19 protein-coding genes and 1 tRNA gene are annotated in these 18,102 nt (G+C 56.7%); 10 read left to right on the plus strand and 10 right to left on the minus strand.

What is annotated here, in order from left to right; all coding sequences use genetic code 11:
- Positions 1–276 precede the first annotated feature (276 nt).
- From BY454_RS10660 to BY454_RS10675, 4 genes are all read right to left on the minus strand, one after another.
- On the minus strand, positions 277–672 hold the full coding sequence (locus BY454_RS10660; RefSeq protein ID WP_181049686.1) for a DUF2750 domain-containing protein: 396 nt from the start codon (positions 670–672) through the stop codon (positions 277–279).
- 75 nt (positions 673–747) lie between these two features.
- Positions 748–1,446, minus strand: coding sequence for a hypothetical protein (locus tag BY454_RS10665; protein ID WP_219821024.1), 699 nt, complete (start codon positions 1,444–1,446; stop codon positions 748–750).
- Between the two features lie 60 nt (positions 1,447–1,506).
- The gene (locus BY454_RS10670; protein ID WP_104416457.1) at positions 1,507–1,851 is read right to left on the minus strand and encodes a hypothetical protein; all 345 of its coding nucleotides are present in this window, start codon (positions 1,849–1,851) and stop codon (positions 1,507–1,509) included.
- A 508-nt stretch (positions 1,852–2,359) separates the two neighbouring features.
- Positions 2,360–2,450, minus strand: a tRNA-Ser gene (locus BY454_RS10675).
- Between the two features lie 260 nt (positions 2,451–2,710).
- Between BY454_RS10675 and BY454_RS10680 the strand changes: the two genes are divergently transcribed.
- The 5 genes from BY454_RS10680 (at position 2,711) to BY454_RS10700 (ending at position 4,902) form a co-directional block, all read left to right on the plus strand.
- Positions 2,711–3,406 carry a Bax inhibitor-1/YccA family protein gene (locus BY454_RS10680; RefSeq protein ID WP_104416458.1) on the plus strand — a complete coding sequence of 232 codons (696 nt, stop codon included), beginning with the start codon at positions 2,711–2,713 and terminating at the stop codon, positions 3,404–3,406.
- A 102-nt stretch (positions 3,407–3,508) separates the two neighbouring features.
- Positions 3,509–3,919 carry a sulfurtransferase complex subunit TusD gene (tusD, locus tag BY454_RS10685; RefSeq protein ID WP_104416459.1) on the plus strand — a complete coding sequence of 137 codons (411 nt, stop codon included), beginning with the start codon at positions 3,509–3,511 and terminating at the stop codon, positions 3,917–3,919.
- A gap of 2 nt (positions 3,920–3,921) precedes the next feature.
- Complete coding sequence (locus BY454_RS10690; RefSeq protein WP_104416460.1) at positions 3,922–4,272, plus strand: DsrE family protein; 351 nt, start codon at positions 3,922–3,924, stop codon at positions 4,270–4,272.
- A gap of 9 nt (positions 4,273–4,281) precedes the next feature.
- Positions 4,282–4,572 (plus strand): sulfurtransferase complex subunit TusB, encoded by a 291-nt coding sequence (tusB, locus tag BY454_RS10695; protein ID WP_104416461.1) that lies wholly within the window; start codon positions 4,282–4,284, stop codon positions 4,570–4,572.
- 3 nt (positions 4,573–4,575) lie between these two features.
- Positions 4,576–4,902 carry a TusE/DsrC/DsvC family sulfur relay protein gene (locus BY454_RS10700; RefSeq protein WP_104416462.1) on the plus strand — a complete coding sequence of 109 codons (327 nt, stop codon included), beginning with the start codon at positions 4,576–4,578 and terminating at the stop codon, positions 4,900–4,902.
- Between the two features lie 84 nt (positions 4,903–4,986).
- Here the strand turns inward: BY454_RS10700 and nfuA are convergent, their stop codons facing one another.
- Positions 4,987–5,574: a Fe-S biogenesis protein NfuA gene (gene nfuA, locus BY454_RS10705; RefSeq protein WP_104416463.1), complete on the minus strand. Its 588-nt coding sequence runs from the start codon at positions 5,572–5,574 to the stop codon at positions 4,987–4,989.
- 179 nt (positions 5,575–5,753) lie between these two features.
- Here nfuA and metH point away from each other — a divergent pair, with 179 nt between their 5' ends.
- The 4 genes from metH (at position 5,754) to BY454_RS10725 (ending at position 12,158) form a co-directional block, all read left to right on the plus strand.
- Complete coding sequence (gene metH, locus BY454_RS10710; protein WP_104416464.1) at positions 5,754–9,452, plus strand: methionine synthase; 3,699 nt, start codon at positions 5,754–5,756, stop codon at positions 9,450–9,452.
- A 15-nt stretch (positions 9,453–9,467) separates the two neighbouring features.
- Positions 9,468–9,716, plus strand: coding sequence for a DUF2970 domain-containing protein (locus BY454_RS10715; RefSeq protein ID WP_104416465.1), 249 nt, complete (start codon positions 9,468–9,470; stop codon positions 9,714–9,716).
- 290 nt (positions 9,717–10,006) lie between these two features.
- On the plus strand, positions 10,007–11,659 hold the full coding sequence (locus tag BY454_RS10720; RefSeq protein ID WP_104416466.1) for a nitrite/sulfite reductase: 1,653 nt from the start codon (positions 10,007–10,009) through the stop codon (positions 11,657–11,659).
- On the plus strand, positions 11,652–12,158 hold the full coding sequence (locus tag BY454_RS10725; RefSeq protein WP_104416467.1) for a DUF934 domain-containing protein: 507 nt from the start codon (positions 11,652–11,654) through the stop codon (positions 12,156–12,158). Before BY454_RS10720 ends, BY454_RS10725 begins: the two co-directional genes overlap by 8 nt.
- 350 nt (positions 12,159–12,508) lie before the next feature.
- Here the strand turns inward: BY454_RS10725 and sohB are convergent, their stop codons facing one another.
- Positions 12,509–13,570 (minus strand): protease SohB, encoded by a 1,062-nt coding sequence (gene sohB / locus BY454_RS10730; RefSeq protein ID WP_104416468.1) that lies wholly within the window; start codon positions 13,568–13,570, stop codon positions 12,509–12,511.
- A gap of 181 nt (positions 13,571–13,751) precedes the next feature.
- Between sohB and BY454_RS10735 the strand changes: the two genes are divergently transcribed.
- Positions 13,752–14,066: an SCP2 sterol-binding domain-containing protein gene (locus tag BY454_RS10735; RefSeq protein ID WP_104416469.1), complete on the plus strand. Its 315-nt coding sequence runs from the start codon at positions 13,752–13,754 to the stop codon at positions 14,064–14,066.
- A gap of 71 nt (positions 14,067–14,137) precedes the next feature.
- On the opposite strand, the gene BY454_RS10740 is transcribed toward BY454_RS10735, so the two are convergent.
- From BY454_RS10740 to BY454_RS10755, 4 genes are all read right to left on the minus strand, one after another.
- Positions 14,138–15,838, minus strand: coding sequence for a chemotaxis protein (locus BY454_RS10740; RefSeq protein ID WP_104416470.1), 1,701 nt, complete (start codon positions 15,836–15,838; stop codon positions 14,138–14,140).
- Positions 15,839–16,037: 199 nt separating this feature from the next.
- Entirely contained in the window at positions 16,038–16,748 is a 711-nt protein-coding gene (dnaQ, locus tag BY454_RS10745) for a DNA polymerase III subunit epsilon (protein WP_104416471.1), read from the minus strand.
- Between the two features lie 26 nt (positions 16,749–16,774).
- A complete protein-coding gene (gene rnhA / locus BY454_RS10750) occupies positions 16,775–17,218 on the minus strand; it encodes a ribonuclease HI (protein WP_104416472.1) in 444 nt (147 codons plus the stop codon).
- Complete coding sequence (locus tag BY454_RS10755; RefSeq protein ID WP_258075628.1) at positions 17,203–18,012, minus strand: class I SAM-dependent methyltransferase; 810 nt, start codon at positions 18,010–18,012, stop codon at positions 17,203–17,205. The genes rnhA and BY454_RS10755 overlap by 16 nt, the downstream gene beginning before the upstream one ends.
- Positions 18,013–18,102: the final 90 nt, after the last annotated feature.

An 18,102-nucleotide genomic window follows, 5' to 3' on the forward strand; every position in this document is an offset into this window, starting at 1 on the left:
GCACCAATCAACGAATTTTCGGGTAGCTTCTTCGTCACAAACTCCACGGACGGAGAACTTCATGACTTCTGGATCACTGAGCATTGCGGTGAGCACCGGAACGTCTTGATGGGACAGCTTCCTTGCAATCAACCTCTCTGTTTCAAACAATGGCACCTATCTCTCCCTGTGCATAACGCCAATATTAAGCGGCCGACTTGCCGGAGCACCGCGTAGGCAAGGCGGTCCGGTGGAGGCCCGTCAGGGCCGGAACGTACTTGAATGACTGGTTATGCTTTACTCATACAAAGTGGGCTCATCCCTAAGGCATTGCTCCAAATCCTTGGGCTCCATTACCCAAAAAACCCACTCTTTGTTTGGAAACACTGCCACCTTTACGCCGTCGCTCTCGAAAGTTGGAAGCCAATGAGACAGGAATTCATCTAGCGTGATTTCAACCGCATGATGACCAGGAAAATGCTCATCTACGATTTTCTGAGCATATTCCGGATGCGGCCAAACAGGGAAATATTCCAATTCATCAGGGGTAATTGGAACCAGCCAACCATCTTCGTTTTTCACACCCCATAGCTGCTGCCAATCAGCAACCTTACCGACAAAATGAGTGCTTCGATCAGCACTGCTAAGCGCTAATACAGACTCATATTGTTGGGGATTCATTCGATAAGGCATGTGATTTCCTTTTGAGCATAACGCCATGAATAAGCCGCCAATTTGGAGCGGCAGCGGAAAATTGGTCGGCTTAATTCACTTGTTAGCCGCTATGCCCGGCGATTCCGGAGCCGTGACACTTATGTAAACACTTTCCAATTCACCGGCGAAACCTCCAAGTACACTTGGATCTGAAGTATCTATCTCAGGGGCATTTCCACTGCTGGCATTCAAAACACCGGAGGACGGCATTGCAAAGGTAGCCAAGTATGTTCCCGGCTCTCTAACCGGAACGAGAAATTTAAAACCGCCTTTTCGATACGAAGCAATATGCCCCTTATTAGTTACAGTGCCACCAATCCGACCATCCTCTGTGATCAGTAAGGTCTCAGGTGTCAATCTGGCGACTGCAGCAAGCTCAGGCTCTGTTCCATTTGTCTCGTAGGAGATCTTTATGATGGAGAGAAATGCTTTACTGAAATCATAGTAGTAACCACGGCGGTTAGCCCCTGTGATTTGAACATTCACATTGATGAGATACGGTAAAGCACTCGTCGGCTGCTGTTTTGCCGAAACCACAATACCTGGGCCTGAAACATTTTTTCCATCAGCTACGAACTGATTTACTGCCCAGAGTCCGCCACAGATTGCCGCCACTACCAGAACGATGTGTTGGATAGCGGCAGCTTTCTTCTCGATTTGTTCCCAATCCCATCTTTCTGGCCCTGTCTTGCGAGCTTCGGTTTTCTTTTTTGTATGAGGCATATATCTCTTCTTGGCTAACGCCGCCAGCATGCGCGGCTACGAAATGGAGGCGGAGCCGCAATGTAGTAGGCGTCGCCGTGCCTGGCTTGGTTATGTGGCTGGCTCAATTTGCACCGCACCAAGAGCCAGTACCTCAACATTGTGATCTCCGCCAAGAAGCACGTAATGACAAAGGCTTTTTTCCTCCAGCATCTCTGCTAGTTCTGTCTGGAACTCTTGGCGCCATGAAGAGTCTTCCCAAATGTATGAGCACAACCGTTGCCGATCACGCTCAACGTGAAACCGCGCGTTCCGATCAAAACTCTCATCACAAATCTTGAGTGCCACTACGCTCTCAAACCAGACGCGCCAACGTTTTTCATCCTCTACAAAAACAGACATTTTCCCAAGGTGCGCCTCCATTGATACCCAGACGCTCGGGAAGAGATGCGACATGAAAGGTGTTTCCCAAGCTAGAAGTCTGCTCATTGCATTACCACATAACAGCTAATTATACGAACCCGTTCGTATATCCCAAGTTCGCATAATTCCAGAATTTTCCGAGGAGAATCAGAAGGGCATCCCTGAACGGAAACAGGCACATAACACCAATCCACCACGGCTACCGCAGGAGTTATGCGCCCTGTTTTTGAGCCACCCCTGCTCACGTTCTTGGGCGTATAACTCCGCCCGACTCCTTTCCTGTTTCCAACCTTATCAGAAGGTTATCGGTTTTTCGTTGGCGTTTTGCGTATCCGTTCGTATAACTCCGTCCGGATTTGATCTGTGCCAAAAAGGTTTTGGGGCAGTATGCGGAAGCCGAAGGGAGGTCTAGTCAAGGAAAGCGGTAGTAAGATAAAGGGATCAACAGGCAGAAACCAAACTGGCAACGCGAAGCAAACCAGCTTGAGTGCGCCGGCGTGTAACGAGAGAAATTCAGGGGGAATAGAAGAAGAAAGAAAAATGGCGGTGGGCCAGGGATTCGAACCCCGGGACGGCTACTAACCGTCGGCGGTTTTCAAGACCGCTGCATTCAGCCACTCTGCCAGCCCACCGTCTTACTTTTTTCATTGGAAACAACTGCTTGTCTCCGGCCGTCATTGCGACAGCGGGGAGAATGATACCGGATCTGCTCTCGCTGTCAACGCCTCGGCGGAAAAACTGGCGAAATTCCAGCGCCCGGTGGTGTCCGGCGCGAAAAATTAAACCGTTGTAATGGAATCCATTGCTGGATTTTCTGTCGTAAATGATTGAAAGTCACGCGTTCGACATTATGATTAGTAACAGCACTCAGTTTCATTAAGCGGAGAGAATAATGGAAGACAAACGTTTCGGCGTTCAGAACAACCAGGCGACGTATTCGTCAGCCGGTGAAACGGCGCGCGCCGGCATCAGCGATGACGCGATGAAGGTCCTGCGCAGCACTTACCTGCTGCTGGGCATGACGCTCGCATTCTCTGCTTTGACGGCGTTCCTGAACATGAACGGAAGCCATCCCGGTTTCATTATTACCATCGTGGGCTACCTTGGCCTGCTGTTTGCCACCTATAAGCTGAAGAACAGCGTATGGGGCATCGTAACCACCTTCGCCCTCACCGGCTTCATGGGTTACACCCTGGGCCCAATCATCGGTGCCTTCGTGGCTGCTGGCGCGTCCCAGATTGTCGCCCAGGCGCTCACACTGACCGCCGTGGCCTTTGTGGGTCTGTCTGCCACTGCCATCATCACCAAGAAAGACTTCAGCTTTATGTCCAGCTTCCTGACCGCTGGCGCATTCGTACTGATTGGTGCCATGGTGCTGGCGTTCATTATGGAAAGCTCCGCACTGCACCTGGCGGTGTCTGCCGGCTTCACCATCTTCGCCTCAATCATGATCCTGTTTGAAACCAGCCAGATCATCAAGGGCGGCGAGCGTAACTACATCATTGCCACGGTGGGCCTGTATGTGTCCATCTACAACCTGTTCGTGAGCCTGCTGCACCTGCTGGCTGCATTCAGCGGCGAGGATTAATCAGGGCCTTACAACCCTGACCCACGAAACCCCGGCCTTTGCCGGGGTTTCTGCTTTAGGTAGACTCCATAACCGACACCCCACCGGACACGAACCGAACTCATGTCGACCACCCTTTCCTACACACTGGTGATTACCGGAGCCCCCTGGGCCTCCCAGGCGCCCCAGAGCGCGCTGGCCGTTGCCCGTGAACTGATACAGGCCAATCACCGGATCGACCGGGTCTTTCTTTACGGTGAAGGCATTCACCTGGCGTCCGCGTTGAGCACCCCACCCTCGGATGAGCGCAACTGGCCCCGGGAATGGTCGGAATTTCTGGCCGAACATTCCATTCCGGCCGTTGCCTGCGTGGCCTCGGCACTGCGCCGTGGTTTGGTGAATGACGCGGAGCAGGCCCGTTACGAGCTGCCGGCCAGCAACCTGCGTGCGCCGTTTGAAATTGCCGGACTGGGTGAATGGGTCGAAGGCACCATGAAGTCTGACCGCGTCCTCTACTTTCACGGGAGCATTTGAGTATGAGCACTCTGATTGTGGTGGATCAGGCCCCCTACGGCTCCTGGGCCGGCCGTGAAGCGCTGGACATGACGCTGTCCCTGGCCGCGTTTGACCAGCCCGCTGCCCTGCTCTTTATCGGCGCCGGCGTAAACTGGCTACGCCAACAACAGGCACCCGAAGGCATTGGCCAGAAGTCCCTGGAGAAGAACCTGTCGGCCGCGCCCATCTTTGGCGTGGAGACCATCATGGCCAGCGCCAGCGACTGCCAGCGCTATGGGCTGACAGACGCCAATACGCTCGCCGGCGTGGTAACCGTCGACGACACAAAAGCGGCCATGGCCGGGTACGAACAGGTGGCTTTCGCAGGCTGAGGAATGAATATGACCAGCACACCCGTACAGACTCCAACTCTGCACATTTTGAACAAGGCCCCGGAGCACTCCCGGTTTGCAGCCTGCCTGGGCGCACTATCGCCGGGCGATGTGCTGGTGCTTTCGGAAAACGCCGTACTGGCGCTGCCGGCCCGGCGGAACGAGCTCCCCGAAGGTACTCTGGCTGTCTCAGCTGATCTCTCGGCCCGCGGTCTGGAAGAAGCCTTTGCTGCCCAGTCCATCGACTACGCCGAGCTGGTCCGTTTGACCGAACAACACCCACGCATTATCAGTTGGTGACCCATGACCGATTCAGCTATGCCACAACGCAACAACGAAGGTTTTCTGGAAGACGCCAGCGCCTGGACGCCGGAGGTGGCCCGGGTGATTGCCGGTGAATCCGACATCGAACTGACCGATAATCACTGGGAAATCATCGACTTCCTGCGGGATTTTTACAGGGAACACGAGATGTCGCCGCCATCAAACCGACTGTTCGTGAAGGCGGTCAAGGAGCATTTCGGAGAGGAGAAAGGCAACAGCATCTACCTGATGCAGCTGTTCCCGGGCACGCCGGCGAAAACCGCCTGCCGCATTGCCGGGATGCCACGGCCCACCAACTGTTTGTAAACCGGCCAGCCCTACCGAACCACAAAAAAGCCCGCAGGAGCGACAAACTCTCTGCGGGCTTTTGCGTACCAGTGCTGAACAATCTTACTGGTAGTAGGCGTTCTCGGTGTAGGAGTGGTCGGTCACGTCCCGCACTTCGGTGATTTCCGGCACCACTTCCTTCAGTGTTTTCTCAACGCCCTGCTTCAGGGTCAGGCTCACAGCGGAGCAACCCTGGCAGCCACCGCCGAAGCGCAGCACAGCCACGGACTCATCCACGATGTCCACCAGCTGAACATCGCCACCGTGGGCGGCCAGGTTCGGGTTGATCTCGGTGGCCAGCACGTAGTTCACTCGGTCCGGCAGGGGCGCGTCGTCGGCGACCTGCGGTACCTTGGCGTTGGGGGCCTTGATGGTCAGCTGGCCGCCCATCTGGTCCTTGGAATAATCCACGTACGCGTCTTCCAGGAAGGGTACCGAGTTGTGGTCCAGGTAAAGCGTGAACTTCTCCAGATCCACCTGCTCGTCGGTCGGGACGATCTCGTTCGGCGGGCAGTACGCCAGACAGGTTTCCGCATTGCGGGTGCCGGGCTGGGTGACGAAAACACGCACGCCCATGCCTTCAACATCCTGCTTTTCAATAAGTTGAGCAAGGTAGTCTCTTGCTGAATCTGTAACGGTTACCAAAGCCATGCTTCCTACCTGTTATCGAATTTACCCTCATTTTAAGAGAGTTCGCAGTAACTTAAAAGACCAAGTAAAATAGTCGGGCTTTAATGGGATAATCAATTGCACGTATTTCCCGCTTTTTTGCTATGATTCCGCGCCATTAACGTTAAAAAGCCGTTACACACGATATCCGGAAGAATTCTATGACCGATCGCAACACCCGTCTGGAACAGCTCAAGCAAGCTCTCAAGGAACGCATTGTCATTCTTGATGGGGGCATGGGCACGATGATCCAGAACCTGAAACTGGAGGAAAGCGCGTTCCGGGGCGATCGGTTCCAGGACTACGACCGGGAAGTCCAGGGCAATAACGACCTGCTGAACCTCACCCAGCCGGCCCTGCTGAAGAACATCCACGCCGACTATCTGGATGCGGGCGCGGACATCATCGAAACCAACACCTTCAACTCCACGCAGCTGTCCCAGGCGGATTACGGCCTGGAAGAGATTGCCCGGGAGCTGAACGTGGCCTCGGCCAAACTCGCTCGCGAAATCGCCGACGAGTTTACCGCAAAGAACCCGGACAAGCCCCGCTTCGTGGCCGGTGCCGTGGGCCCGACTTCCCGCACCGCATCCATTTCACCGGATGTAAACAACCCCGGTTACCGCAACGTGGATTTCCAGACCCTGGTGGATAACTACTACGAAGCGGTGTCCGGCCTGGTTGAAGGCGGCGTGGATCTGATCCTGCTGGAAACCATTTTCGACACCCTGAACGCCAAGGCGGCCATCTACGCCACCCAGCAGTTCTTCGAAGACAGCGGCATTGAACTGCCGATCATGATCTCCGGCACCATTACCGATGCCTCCGGCCGCACCCTGTCGGGCCAGACCACCGAAGCTTTCTACAATTCCGTGGCCCACGCCAAGCCCATTTCCATTGGCCTGAACTGTGCCCTGGGTGCGGACGCACTGCGCCCCTACGTGGAAGAACTGTCCAACAAGGCGGAAACCTACGTCTCCGCCCACCCGAACGCCGGTCTGCCCAACGAGTTTGGCGAATACGACCAAACCCCGGAAGAAATGGCCGAGATCATCGAGGGCTTCGCCCGCGATGGTTTTTTGAACATTATCGGTGGCTGCTGTGGCTCCCGCCCCGATCACATTGAGGCGGTGGCCAAAGCGGTTGCCAAGTACCCGCCGCGCCAGATTCCCGAGCGCCCGAAGGCTCTGCGCCTGTCTGGCCTGGAACCCTTCACCGGGGACGAGAACACCTTGTTCATCAACGTGGGCGAGCGTACCAACGTAACCGGTTCCAAGCGCTTCCTGCGCCTGATCAAGGAGGAGCAGTACGAAGAGGCCCTGAGTGTGGCCCGGGACCAGGTGGAGAACGGCGCCCAGATCATCGACATCAACATGGACGAAGGCATGTTGGAGTCGAAAGACGTGATGGTCACCTTCCTGAACCTGGTGGCCTCGGAGCCGGACATCTCCCGCGTGCCGATCATGATCGACTCGTCCAAGTGGGACGTGATCGAAGCAGGCCTGCGCTGCATCCAGGGCAAGGCGGTGGTGAACTCCATCAGCCTGAAAGAAGGCGAGGAAGAGTTCATCAAGCGGGCGAAAGACTGCATGCGCTACGGTGCCGCCGTGGTAGTCATGGCCTTTGACGAAGACGGCCAGGCCGACACCTTCGAGCGCAAGACCGAAATCTGTAAGCGCTCCTACGATGTGCTGGTGGGCATCGGCTTCAACCCGGCCGACATCATTTTCGACCCGAACATCTTTGCCATTGCCACCGGCATCGAGGAGCACAACAACTACGCGGTGGACTTCATCAACGCCACGCGCTGGATTCGTGAGCACTGCCCTCACGCGTCCATTTCCGGCGGCGTGAGCAACGTGTCCTTCTCCTTCCGGGGCAACGACGCGGTGCGCGAAGCCATCCACTCGGTGTTCCTGTACCACGCCATCAAGGCCGGCATGAACATGGGCATCGTGAACCCCGGCCAGCTGGTGATTTACGATGAAATCGAGCCAGACCTGAAAGAACTGGTGGAAGACGTGGTACTCAACCGCCGCGACGATTCCACCGACCGCCTGCTGGAGGCGGCCGAAAAGTTCAAGGGCAAAGGCGGCCAGGCCAAAGAAGAAGACCTCGCGTGGCGCGAATGGCCGGTGGAAAAACGCCTGGAGCACGCGCTGGTTAAAGGCATTACCAGCTACATCATTGACGACACCGAAGCCTGCCGGCAGAACGCCGAGCACCCCATCGAGGTGATCGAAGGTCCGCTGATGGCCGGCATGAACGTGGTCGGCGACCTGTTCGGCGACGGTAAGATGTTCCTGCCCCAGGTGGTGAAAAGCGCCCGGGTGATGAAGCAGGCCGTGGCCCACCTGATTCCCTATATCGAGGCGGAGAAGTCCGAAGGCCAGCAGGCCAAGGGCAAGATCCTGATGGCCACGGTCAAGGGCGATGTGCACGACATCGGCAAGAACATCGTGGGCGTGGTGCTGCAGTGCAACAACTACGAAGTGATCGACATGGGCGTGATGGTGCCCTGCGACAAGATTCTGGAAAAGGCGAAGGAAGAAAACGTTGATCTCATCGGCCTGAGTGGCCTGATCACCCCGTCGCTGGATGAGATGGTGCATGTGGCCCGTGAAATGCAGCGCCTGGATTTCAACATCCCACTGATGATTGGTGGCGCCACCACCTCCAAGGCCCACACGGCGGTGAAGATCGAGCCGCAGTACAAGAACGACATCGCGTTGTACGTATCCGACGCCTCGCGCTGCGTGAACGTGGCCTCCCAGCTGCTCAGCAAAACCGCCAAGCCGGCCTTTGTGGAGGCGGCCCAGAAGGAATACGACGAAATCCGTGAACGTCGCAAGAACCGGGGAGACCGCACCAAGCTGGTCTCCCTGAAAGAAGCCCGCAACCGGGCACCGGAGATCGATTTCGAAGACTACCAGCCACCCAAGCCGGCTTTCACCGGCGTGCGGGTGTTCGAGGACTATGACCTCAAGGAAGTACTGAATTACATCGACTGGACGCCGTTCTTCATTTCCTGGGACATTGCCGGCAAGTACCCGGCCATTTTCGATGATCCCAAGCGTGGCGAAGCCGCCCGAACCCTGTTCGACGATGCCCAGAAACTTCTGGCCCGAATGATTGAAGAGAAGCGCATCACCGCCAGGGGCGTGATCGGTTTCTGGCCGGCGAACCGTCGTGGCGATGACATCGTGGTCTACACCGATGAATCCCGCACCGAAGAGCTGACCACCCTGCACCACCTGCGCCAGCAGGATGAAAAGGCACCGAACAAGCCCATGATGGCGCTGTCGGATTTTGTTGCGCCGGAAGGCTCCGGCAAAGTGGACTATGTGGGCGGCTTTGCCGTGACCACAGGCATTGGCGTGGACGAGTTCACTCAGGAGTTCAAGGACGCCCACGACGACTACAGCGCAATCATGGTGCAGGCGCTCGCTGACCGCTTGGCGGAAGCCTTTGCCGAATGCATGCACGAGCGGGTGCGCAAGGAATTCTGGGGCTACGCCACCGACGAACAATTGGCCAACGAAGACCTGATCAAGGAACGGTATCGCGGTATTCGCCCGGCACCGGGCTACCCGGCCTGCCCGGACCACACCGAGAAGGGCACGCTGTTCGAGCTGCTGGAAGCCACCGAGAACACCGGCCTGCAACTGACCGAGCACTTCGCCATGTTCCCGACGGCGGCGGTGTCCGGCTGGTACTTCGCCCATCCGGAATCCAAGTATTTCGCCGTGGGCAAGATTGGCGTGGACCAGGTTGAGGACTATGCTGAACGCAAAGGCATGTCGAAGGCCGAAGCCGAGCGCTGGTTGATGCCAAGTCTGGCCTACGATCCGGCGGAGTAAACTTGAGGGGGTTTAATGGGCAGACCTGAGAACAACGAAAACAACCAGGAAGCTCAGAACCAGAACCCGCCCCGCAAACCCGGGGTGGGCAAAATCATGCAGAGCATTCTTGCCGGTGCCTTTGGCGTGCAGTCTGACAAACGCCGGCAGGAAGACTTTTCCAGCCACAGCCCGGTGCCCTACATCGTAGCCGGGTTGCTGTTTACCGCCATCTTTGTGGTTTCGCTGATTATTATTGTGAAACTGGTACTCGCCAGCCAGTAGCGTTTACTGGCCGGATACCCAAAGCACCGCAAACGACACCGCCAGCGTAATCAGTAGTACGGCAGCAATGGCGTCGGCCGTGCTGTCAGAACGGATGCCCTTTTTCATTTGGCTCTCCTCCCGGTTTTGTTCTTCTGCTCTTCAGTTAAGCCAGTAAATGCCTTTCCGTCCAATCCTCGCCCAACTCACTTATCGTCTGAGTCGATAACCATATGTTGAAATAATCATTTTGAGAATAAAAACTGAGTGGTATCCTGCGATTCAGTAATAACAGGCAGGATATTGACTCCATGTACGTATACGACGAACACGATCGAAAAATGGCCGCCGAGCGGGTTGCCCAATTCCGGGATCAGACTCGCCGTCGGCTGGCCGGCGAACTCGCAGAAGAAGAGTATCTGCCGTTGCGCCTGCAAAACGGGCTTTACGTGCAGCGCCACGCACCCATGCTGCGGATTTGTGTTCCTTACGGCATGTTGCGCTCCAAGCAGCTGCGCCGGCTGGCCCGCGTAACCCGGGACTACGACAAGCGTTTTGCCCATTTCACCACACGGCAGAACCTGCAGCTGAACTGGCCGGAGCTGGAGCAGGTACCGGACATTCTGGAAGAGTTGGCGGAAGTGGAAATGCACGCCAACCAGACCAGTGGTAACTGCATCCGTAACACCACCACGGACCAGTTCGCCGGCGTGCAGTCCGACGAAATCGCGGACCCGCGTCCCTACTGCGAGCTGATTCGCCAGTGGTCCACTTTCCATCCGGAATTCGCGTTCCTGCCCCGCAAGTTCAAGGTGGCGGTGAACGCTTCCGAGAAGACCGACAGGGCCGCCATCCAGGTGCACGACATCGGCTTGCAGATGGTGCGCAACGAGGCCGGCGAGTTGGGCTTCCGCGTACACGTTGGCGGTGGCCTGGGCCGTACGCCCATGGTTGGCCCGGTGATCCGGAACTTCCTGCCGGAACTGGACCTGCTGACTTACCTGGAAGCCGTACTGCGGGTGTATAACCGCTACGGCCGCCGGGACAACAAGTTCAAGGCACGCATCAAGATTCTGGTGAAGGCACTGACGCCGGAAGGCTTTGCCGAGAAGGTGGAAGCCGAGTGGGCTCACATCAAGGACTCCCCGACTCGCCTGACACCGGAAGCGGTTGAGCACATCAAGGGCTTTTTCACCGAGCCGGCGTACGAGGCACTGGAAAATGCCACCGATCTGCTGGCCAGCCAGCGTTTCGAGAACCGGGAGTTTGACCAGTGGCTGGCCCACAACGTGGACACCCACAAGAAGCCGGGCTATGCCATCGTCACGCTGACGCTCAAGCAAACCGGTACTCCGCCGGGCGACGTGAGCGACGAGCAGTTGGACCAGATCGCGGATCTGGCCGACGAGTTCAGCTTTGGCGAAGCGCGGGTCACCCACCACCAGAACGTGGTGTTGGCGGATGTGCGTCAGGATCGCCTGCTGGAGCTGTGGCAGACCATCAAACCCATGGGTTTCGCCACCGCAAACCTGCATACGCTGAACGATATTATCTGCTGCCCGGGCGGTGACTACTGCAACCTGGCAAACGCCAAGTCGATCCCCGTGGCCGAGGCCATCCAGCTTCGCTTTGACGACATGGATTACCTGTACGACCTGGGCGAGATCGACCTGAACATTTCCGGCTGCATGAACGCCTGTGGTCACCACCACGTGGGCAACATCGGTGTGCTGGGTGTGGACAAGAAAGGCGATGAGTTCTACCAGATCAGTCTGGGCGGCTCGTCCCACCACGATGCACAGATCGGCAAGATCCTGGGGCCGTCTTTCGCCCGCGAGGAAGTGCCGGATGTAATCTCGAACATTGTGAACGTGTACGTTGAGCAACGTACCAGCGAAGAGACTTTCCTGGATACCTATCGCCGGATTGGTATCAAGCCATTCAAGGAGCGGGTTTATGCCTGAGGTAATTACTGCTGAGGGCGCATTGCGCCAGGATGACTGGGTTGTGGTGCCCCGCCCCGAGGAAGGGGAAGCCCTGACCCTGCCGGATGACAAGCCTGCGCTGGTGCCGGCGGATCTGTGGCTGGAAAACGAAGCCACTTTTGCCAACCGTGACGATATTGGCGTGTGGTTCGACAGCCACGATGAGCCCGAGATCCTGGAAGGCAAGGTGAACGAGGTGCCGCTGATTGCGGTGAACTTCCCGCGCTTTGTGGATGGCCGTGGTTACAGTATTGCCCGGCTGCTGCGGGAGCGTTTTGGCTTTGAGGGCGATCTGCGGGCCATCGGTGATGTGCTGCTGGATCAGCTTCAGTTCATGAAGCGCTGTGGCTTCAGTACGTTTGTACTGCGGGCCGATAAGGATGCTTCCGAGGCGGCGCGGTATCTGGATTTCTTCAGCCAGACGTATCAGGCGGCTGGGGACACCGATTTGCCGTTGTTCCGGCGTCGGGCTTCCTAAGGATTGGAATACGCCTCCTGCTTCTCGTACCTCAGCCTTGGGGTACGAAGGGCGGGAGGTTACTTTCCAAAAACCGCTACGAGCACCCGCAAGCGGGTCCGGCCAGCAATCATAGATTGCTGTCGTTCGGCTGCGCATGAAGCTTCGCTTCATAACCGCTTGCCTCACCCATGTGCGCTTCTCTCAGGCCATCCTTGGCCTTCGAAATTTTTGGAAAGTAACCTCCCGCCCTTCTAATTAGTCTTTAGCGTTCGCCCGCCGATAGCTTCAATACCAGACCGGCGGCTTCTGCAATCCAAGTTGGTTCTCCAGTCTTTCAAAACATCCAATATGCAATCTGGCCCACCCAGTTACTGCATCTTCTGGTTCCGAAACGCGCTCAGCACCTTCCAAACACTGTGTTCAACAGCTGCACTGGTCGCAAGGCCAAGCTTCTCCGGCAGGCTGCGCTTGCGCTGATACGACACGGAAACCACCTCACCCCGGTCGCAGGCGTCGATCAGGTATTCATCCGAGGTTTTGATTTCATCGATCAGGTTCACTTCCAGGGCGCGTTTGCCGAACCAGATATCGCCGTTGGACACGGCTTTGATGTCCAGCGCCGGGCGGCGTTCGCTGACGTAATCCTTGAACAGGGTGTGGGTGTCTTCCAGGTCCTCAAGGAACTTCTTGCGGCCGCCTTCGGTGTTTTCGCCGAAGATGGTCATGGTGCGTTTGTGTTCGCCGGCGGTGAGCACTTCAAAATCGATGTCGTTCTTCTTGAGTACCCGGTGGAAGTTGGGCAACTGGGCAACCACGCCGATGGAGCCGAGGACGGCGAACGGTGAGGCGATGATGCGGTCGGCCACGCAGGCCATCATGTAGCCGCCGCTGGCGGCGACTTTGTCGACGCACACGGTGAGCGGGATGCCTTTGCTGCGGATGCGGTCGAGTTGCGCGGCCGCCAGGCCGTAGGCGTGTACCAGGCCACCGCCGCTTTCCAGGCGGACCACCACTTCGTCGCTTTCGGGGTTGGCGACGCTCAGTACGGCGGAAATGGAGCGGCGCAGGTTGTCGGTGTCGCTGGCTTTGATGTCGCCATCAAAATCCACCACGTAGATGTGGGATTTTTTCTCGGTGCCCTCTTCTTTGGCGGTTTCTTTTTTTGCCGCCTTTTTTTCGGCTTTTTCCTCTTTTTTCTTCCGCTTCTGCCAGACTTTGCGCTCCAGTGGCGACATCAGGTGTTTCTCGATGGATTCCCGGAGTTTGCGGTACTGTTCGTTCAGCTTGCGGATTTTGAGTTCACCGTCGTCGCCGTGCTCATCTGTCTGCTTATGGGCCAGAGAGATGATGATGGATACCAATACAATGGCGGCCACCACGAAGGTCGCTATTTTTGCCAGGAACAGGCCGTATTCAGTCAGAAATTCCAAGATGTTTTCTCCACTGGATTTGTTGCGAACTGGAAAGTGTACCTTGTGAAGGAACGGGTAATAAAGCTGGGCCCAAAGAAAGTTAAAACACTTGTTTGATTTTCCTTGACACCGCCGGGCACCGCCCATAAAGTCAAATTTGTAACGAGGCTCTGACACTCATATCAATAAAGGTAAAACAATGTCTGTAGATCAGGTATTTGAAAAACTCGAACAAAATTTCAACGCCGAGGCAGCCAAGGGTCTCGATCTGGTTTTCCAGTTTGATATCGAGGACGACAAGGTTTATCACCTGGTCATCAATGACGGCACCTGCAAGCTGGTGGAAGGTGAGCACGAAGATCCGTCCGTTACGCTGATCATGAATTCCGAAACCCTGAAGGGCATTGTTTCCGGCGAGACCGACGGCATGCAGGCGTTCATGGCCGGCCAGCTGCGCGCTGAAGGCGACATGATGCTGGCCACCAAGCTGGGCGAGCTGTTCAACATGGGTTGATCCCCACCCCATGAAACAAAAAAACCTGCGCTCCGGCGCAGGTTTTTTTATGCTTACTCGAAATACCCCGGCTACAGTCCCACGCCATCCAGTGAGCTTTCGGCGAGTTTCAGCAGGTCCGGGTTTTTCTCTTCATTCCGGCCGATGCTTTCGATGTAATATTCCAGCGAGGTCAGTGCATCCGCCAGCGCTTCCAGTACTTGTTCGGTAGGCGCTTCGGTGGCATCCAGCAACTGTTGCTGGATGGATGCAGCAATCCGTGATACCACGGCTGCTGCCTGGGGATCACCAATCATTTCCAGGCCACCCCAGATGCTATGCAGGGTTCCGGGAAGATTGGCCAGATGCAATTTGTCGTGATCCGATTCCAGGAACGCAGTAATCGCCCGCTTGGCCAGAGTCAGCGCACTTTTTGCTTCGTCTGCCACCACCCACACGGCTTCCTGCAGGTATACGGAGGCTTCCTGTTTGCTGTTTGCCGATGCCAGTGCGTCGGTTTCCGAGGTGATACCGCGGTTCACAAACTGCATCGCGGCATCTTCAATGGCCAGCACAGACCCCGCCAGGCGATAGAGTTCGTCCTCATTGGGCATGCGGCCCTCGGACTCGGTCTGCCGCAATCGGGAAGCTTCATCCCGGGCCAGTCCCGCCAGCCGGCTTAAGTCCAGCATCATCAGGGTGTTTGCGATGCTTTCGAGCCCGTCGGCAATGGCGGTCTGCTCAGCCAGATCCGGTTCCAGGCCCCGCTCGATGATATCCAGCCGATCTTTTAGCTTGTTCAGTTCTTCCCTTAGCGCCTCCGACAGCGATTTCAGAACGTCCGAACCAGGTCCGTACAGGCGCCGTGCGTGAGCTTCCATCATGTTGTCGGGAAACTCAGCGGGCGCCAGCTGGTAGGCGGTCAATATCCGGATGACTTCGGGATTGGCTGAGCCGGATCGATAAAGGAGGTAAACCAGCTCGGTCAGCAAAGAGTCTGGCGCGGGTCTCTGCTTGGCTGAGTCGCCCACGTAGATGATGTCCCGGGCCATTCTTTCCAACTGCATCAGCAGGCGCTTGCGGGCCTTGGTAAAGCCCATCGCCCGGTCCATCATGGTGTTGGCTACAATGGTGAACAGGCACCAGAGCTGGCCCTGGGGTGTGCCCTGGCACAGACGGGCAAAACCCCGGGCGGCGCGCGCCATAAGCTTTTTGCTGACGTCGGGATTGCGGTCTTTGAGGATGCCCAGCAACGCCACCTGCAGGGTCAACCGCATACGGCGGGCCATCACATCCTGGGCATCGTTATCCTCGCCCAGCGGGGACATGGGCAAGTCGGTGCAGAAATCCGGATGCTCGGACAGGCTCAGGTTAAAAAACCAGGACTCCGGGTAAGGCGCTTCTTTGCGGGTTTCGCGCAACTCGTTGATGGCCGGCAACAGGAGCTCGGGATGATCTTCACGCTGCTGGTGGTAGTAATCCACGTAACGGCGAAGCGTGAACAGCGCACCACTGAGTGCTGCCAGACGCGCATCGGCCTGATCGCCCACGGGCATGTCGTCACACAGGCTGGAGGCTTCCTGACACAGACGGCTGGCGCCCATGAGCTCCACGAGAATAAAGATGCCTCGCAGCTGGTTGAGGTAGTCTACGCAGTTCTGGAGTTCGTCCGCCTTTTCGCGGTTTTCCTGAAAGCGTTCCAGACTGGTTTCGGCCTGCTTGATGGTCTGCTCGATTTCATTTCTGACCAAGTCAAACGAATGAGACCTCGTCGCCAGAGATGGTTGAACCATAAACGCTTCCTGTTACTTTGCGGAAACTACCGCGTCCTGTTAATGACCCTTGTCGGGCTCGAGCCTTCCCTGCGCTGGAAAATACTTGAGTCGAACCTTTCCAGTTTGAAAAACTGATTAGCTATCCAGTATTTATAACATAAAACTGAAGTAGCTCAAGAAACTCCAGAGGGAAATGCGGAAGAGTCTGATCTGGTTCTCATTCCCCGTTATCAAGTTTGCCCCAGACGGTTTCCCCCGCCTGTTTTGCCATCATCGCCATGAACTCATCGTGGGCGGAGTTTTCCTCTTCGCTCGCGTGGATTACCGTTAAGGGAGCCCGGTCACTGCTGGCCCGACGAATGCCGGCGCCAGCCCCGCCCTCGCCACTGTCAGCATCCAGTGACAGCGCGGTCTGGCCACCGGTGAGCAGTAGATAGACATCCGCCAGGATCTCGGCATCGAGCAGTGCGCCGTGCAGTTCCCGGTTGCTGTTGTCTACGCCGTAACGTTTACACAGGGCATCCAGGCTGTTCTTCTGCCCCGGGTGCTTGGCCCGTGCGATGGCCAGGGAATCGACAATGCCGCAGTGATCAGCGGTTTTGCGCACCGGCTTGAGGCGGGCGAACTCGGAGTCCATAAAGCCCACGTCGAACGCGGCGTTATGAATGACCAGCTCGGCACCTTTGATGAATTCAAAGAACTCATCCGCGATATCCGCAAACTTGGGTTTGTCCGCAAGGAATTCGTTGGTGATACCGTGAACGGTAATGGCCTCGGCTTCCACTTCCCGCTCGGGGTTGATGTAAACGTGGTAGTTACGCCCGGTCAGCGCCCGCTCAACCACTTCCACACAGCCGATTTCGATAATCCGGTGCCCTTCGTTAGGGTCGATGCCGGTGGTTTCGGTATCCAGTACTATCTGTCGCATTACCTGTTCTTCCACATTTCTTCTAACTAGGAGGCAGCGAGCTCACTCACGCCACGGTTGGCCAATTCATCCGCCAGCTCGTTGTCCGGGTTGCCGGAGTGACCTTTTACCCAGTGCCAGTTGATCTGGTGTCGGGCGGTTTCGGCATCCAGTTCCTTCCAGAGATCGGCGTTCTTGACCGGCTTTTTCGCGGCGTTTTTCCAGCCTTTGAGTTTCCAGCCCGCCAGCCATTCGGTGATGCCCTTGCGCACGTATTGGGAGTCGGTGTACAGCTCCACTTCACATGGGCGAGTCAGAGCTCTGAGACCACGAATAGCGGCCATCAGTTCCATACGGTTGTTGGTGGTCTGCCCTTCACCGCCATGCAGGGTTTTGCAGGCATCCCCGTATCGTAGAACGACGCCCCACCCTCCAGGCCCGGGATTGCCTTTACAGGCTCCGTCGGTATACATGACTACCTTGCCAGCCATTTTTTCTCCAGATTGTCCGATTGCTGCTTTATTGATCGCCCCCGGCTGGCACAACTGCCTGTTGCACCGATGCTGCCGGCGGGCACCGGGATTACTTTCGCCTTACGCCAGTTCAACCGGGGTTTGAGGCGGGCGTATTCCCGTTTGCGGGCGAGAATACAGTAATACGCGCCAATCGGCAGCCAATCCCGTTGCCGTTTCAGCGCACGGCGGTGCCGGCTGGCGTTCTCCAGCGGCAAGGTAAGAAAGTGGGTGGCGGAATCGTCCACCTGAAAACTCAATAATCGGAGCCAGTCTTCCATCCGCGAGCGCAGCATGAAACGACCGCCCCAAGGCCCTTCGTGATGACGCGATATAGCACGGCGCATGCCCCACAGGCTCAGCGGGTTAAAACCAATCAGGGCGATTTTCCCTTCCCCTCGTAATACCCGGGCGGATTCCCGCAACACGGCGTGCGGGTCTGGGGAAAAGTCTGCCGTGTGATGCAAAATGACCAGATCCATTGAATCGGACGGAAAGGGTAATTCATCTGAATGGCAGACAACGGCGCCATCAGGCATGTGCGGGTGCCAGGCCGGTGAACTGATGATTTTCTGGGCGAAATCCGAACCGGTGGCCAGCGGCAGCCGGTGGCTTAACCCGACTTGCAGTTGGCGGGCGCCGGTCAATGGTGCCACGGCCTGATCCAGCACGCGGCGCTGGCTGGCCAGCATGGCGCGGCCAAGCGAGCTCTGAAACCATCGTTCAAAGCTCTCATGGCGAGCGCTGTAATCCACCTTGACCGAGTTACCCACGCCTTACTCTCCTTTCGTTAACCCGGAACGGTTTTCCCGTTCTTGGGATGGAGACTATGTTGATTTATGATAACAGGCACATTCGACGAA

Source organism: Marinobacter persicus (assembly GCF_002934325.1).
GTDB lineage: Bacteria > Pseudomonadota > Gammaproteobacteria > Pseudomonadales > Oleiphilaceae > Marinobacter > Marinobacter persicus_A.

Bases quoted from the DNA above. Each gene is read 5' to 3' on its own strand.
- BY454_RS10740 (WP_104416470.1), bottom strand. From the start codon at position 15,838: ATGGTTCAACCATCTCTGGCGACGAGGTCTCATTCGTTTGACTTGGTC.
- BY454_RS10720 (WP_104416466.1), top strand. From the start codon at position 10,007: ATGTACGTATACGACGAACACGATCGAAAAATGGCCGCCGAGCGGGTT.
- BY454_RS10700 (WP_104416462.1), top strand. From the start codon at position 4,576: ATGACCGATTCAGCTATGCCACAACGCAACAACGAAGGTTTTCTGGAA.
- BY454_RS10680 (WP_104416458.1), top strand. From the start codon at position 2,711: ATGGAAGACAAACGTTTCGGCGTTCAGAACAACCAGGCGACGTATTCG.
- dnaQ (WP_104416471.1), bottom strand. From the start codon at position 16,748: ATGCGACAGATAGTACTGGATACCGAAACCACCGGCATCGACCCTAAC.
- BY454_RS10670 (WP_104416457.1), bottom strand. From the start codon at position 1,851: ATGTCGCATCTCTTCCCGAGCGTCTGGGTATCAATGGAGGCGCACCTT.
- rnhA (WP_104416472.1), bottom strand. From the start codon at position 17,218: ATGGCTGGCAAGGTAGTCATGTATACCGACGGAGCCTGTAAAGGCAAT.
- BY454_RS10660 (WP_181049686.1), bottom strand. From the start codon at position 672: ATGCCTTATCGAATGAATCCCCAACAATATGAGTCTGTATTAGCGCTT.
- BY454_RS10715 (WP_104416465.1), top strand. From the start codon at position 9,468: ATGGGCAGACCTGAGAACAACGAAAACAACCAGGAAGCTCAGAACCAG.
- tusD (WP_104416459.1), top strand. From the start codon at position 3,509: ATGTCGACCACCCTTTCCTACACACTGGTGATTACCGGAGCCCCCTGG.
- tusB (WP_104416461.1), top strand. From the start codon at position 4,282: ATGACCAGCACACCCGTACAGACTCCAACTCTGCACATTTTGAACAAG.
- BY454_RS10735 (WP_104416469.1), top strand. From the start codon at position 13,752: ATGTCTGTAGATCAGGTATTTGAAAAACTCGAACAAAATTTCAACGCC.
- BY454_RS10725 (WP_104416467.1), top strand. From the start codon at position 11,652: ATGCCTGAGGTAATTACTGCTGAGGGCGCATTGCGCCAGGATGACTGG.
- BY454_RS10690 (WP_104416460.1), top strand. From the start codon at position 3,922: ATGAGCACTCTGATTGTGGTGGATCAGGCCCCCTACGGCTCCTGGGCC.
- nfuA (WP_104416463.1), bottom strand. From the start codon at position 5,574: ATGGCTTTGGTAACCGTTACAGATTCAGCAAGAGACTACCTTGCTCAA.
- metH (WP_104416464.1), top strand. From the start codon at position 5,754: ATGACCGATCGCAACACCCGTCTGGAACAGCTCAAGCAAGCTCTCAAG.
- BY454_RS10665 (WP_219821024.1), bottom strand. From the start codon at position 1,446: ATGCTGGCGGCGTTAGCCAAGAAGAGATATATGCCTCATACAAAAAAG.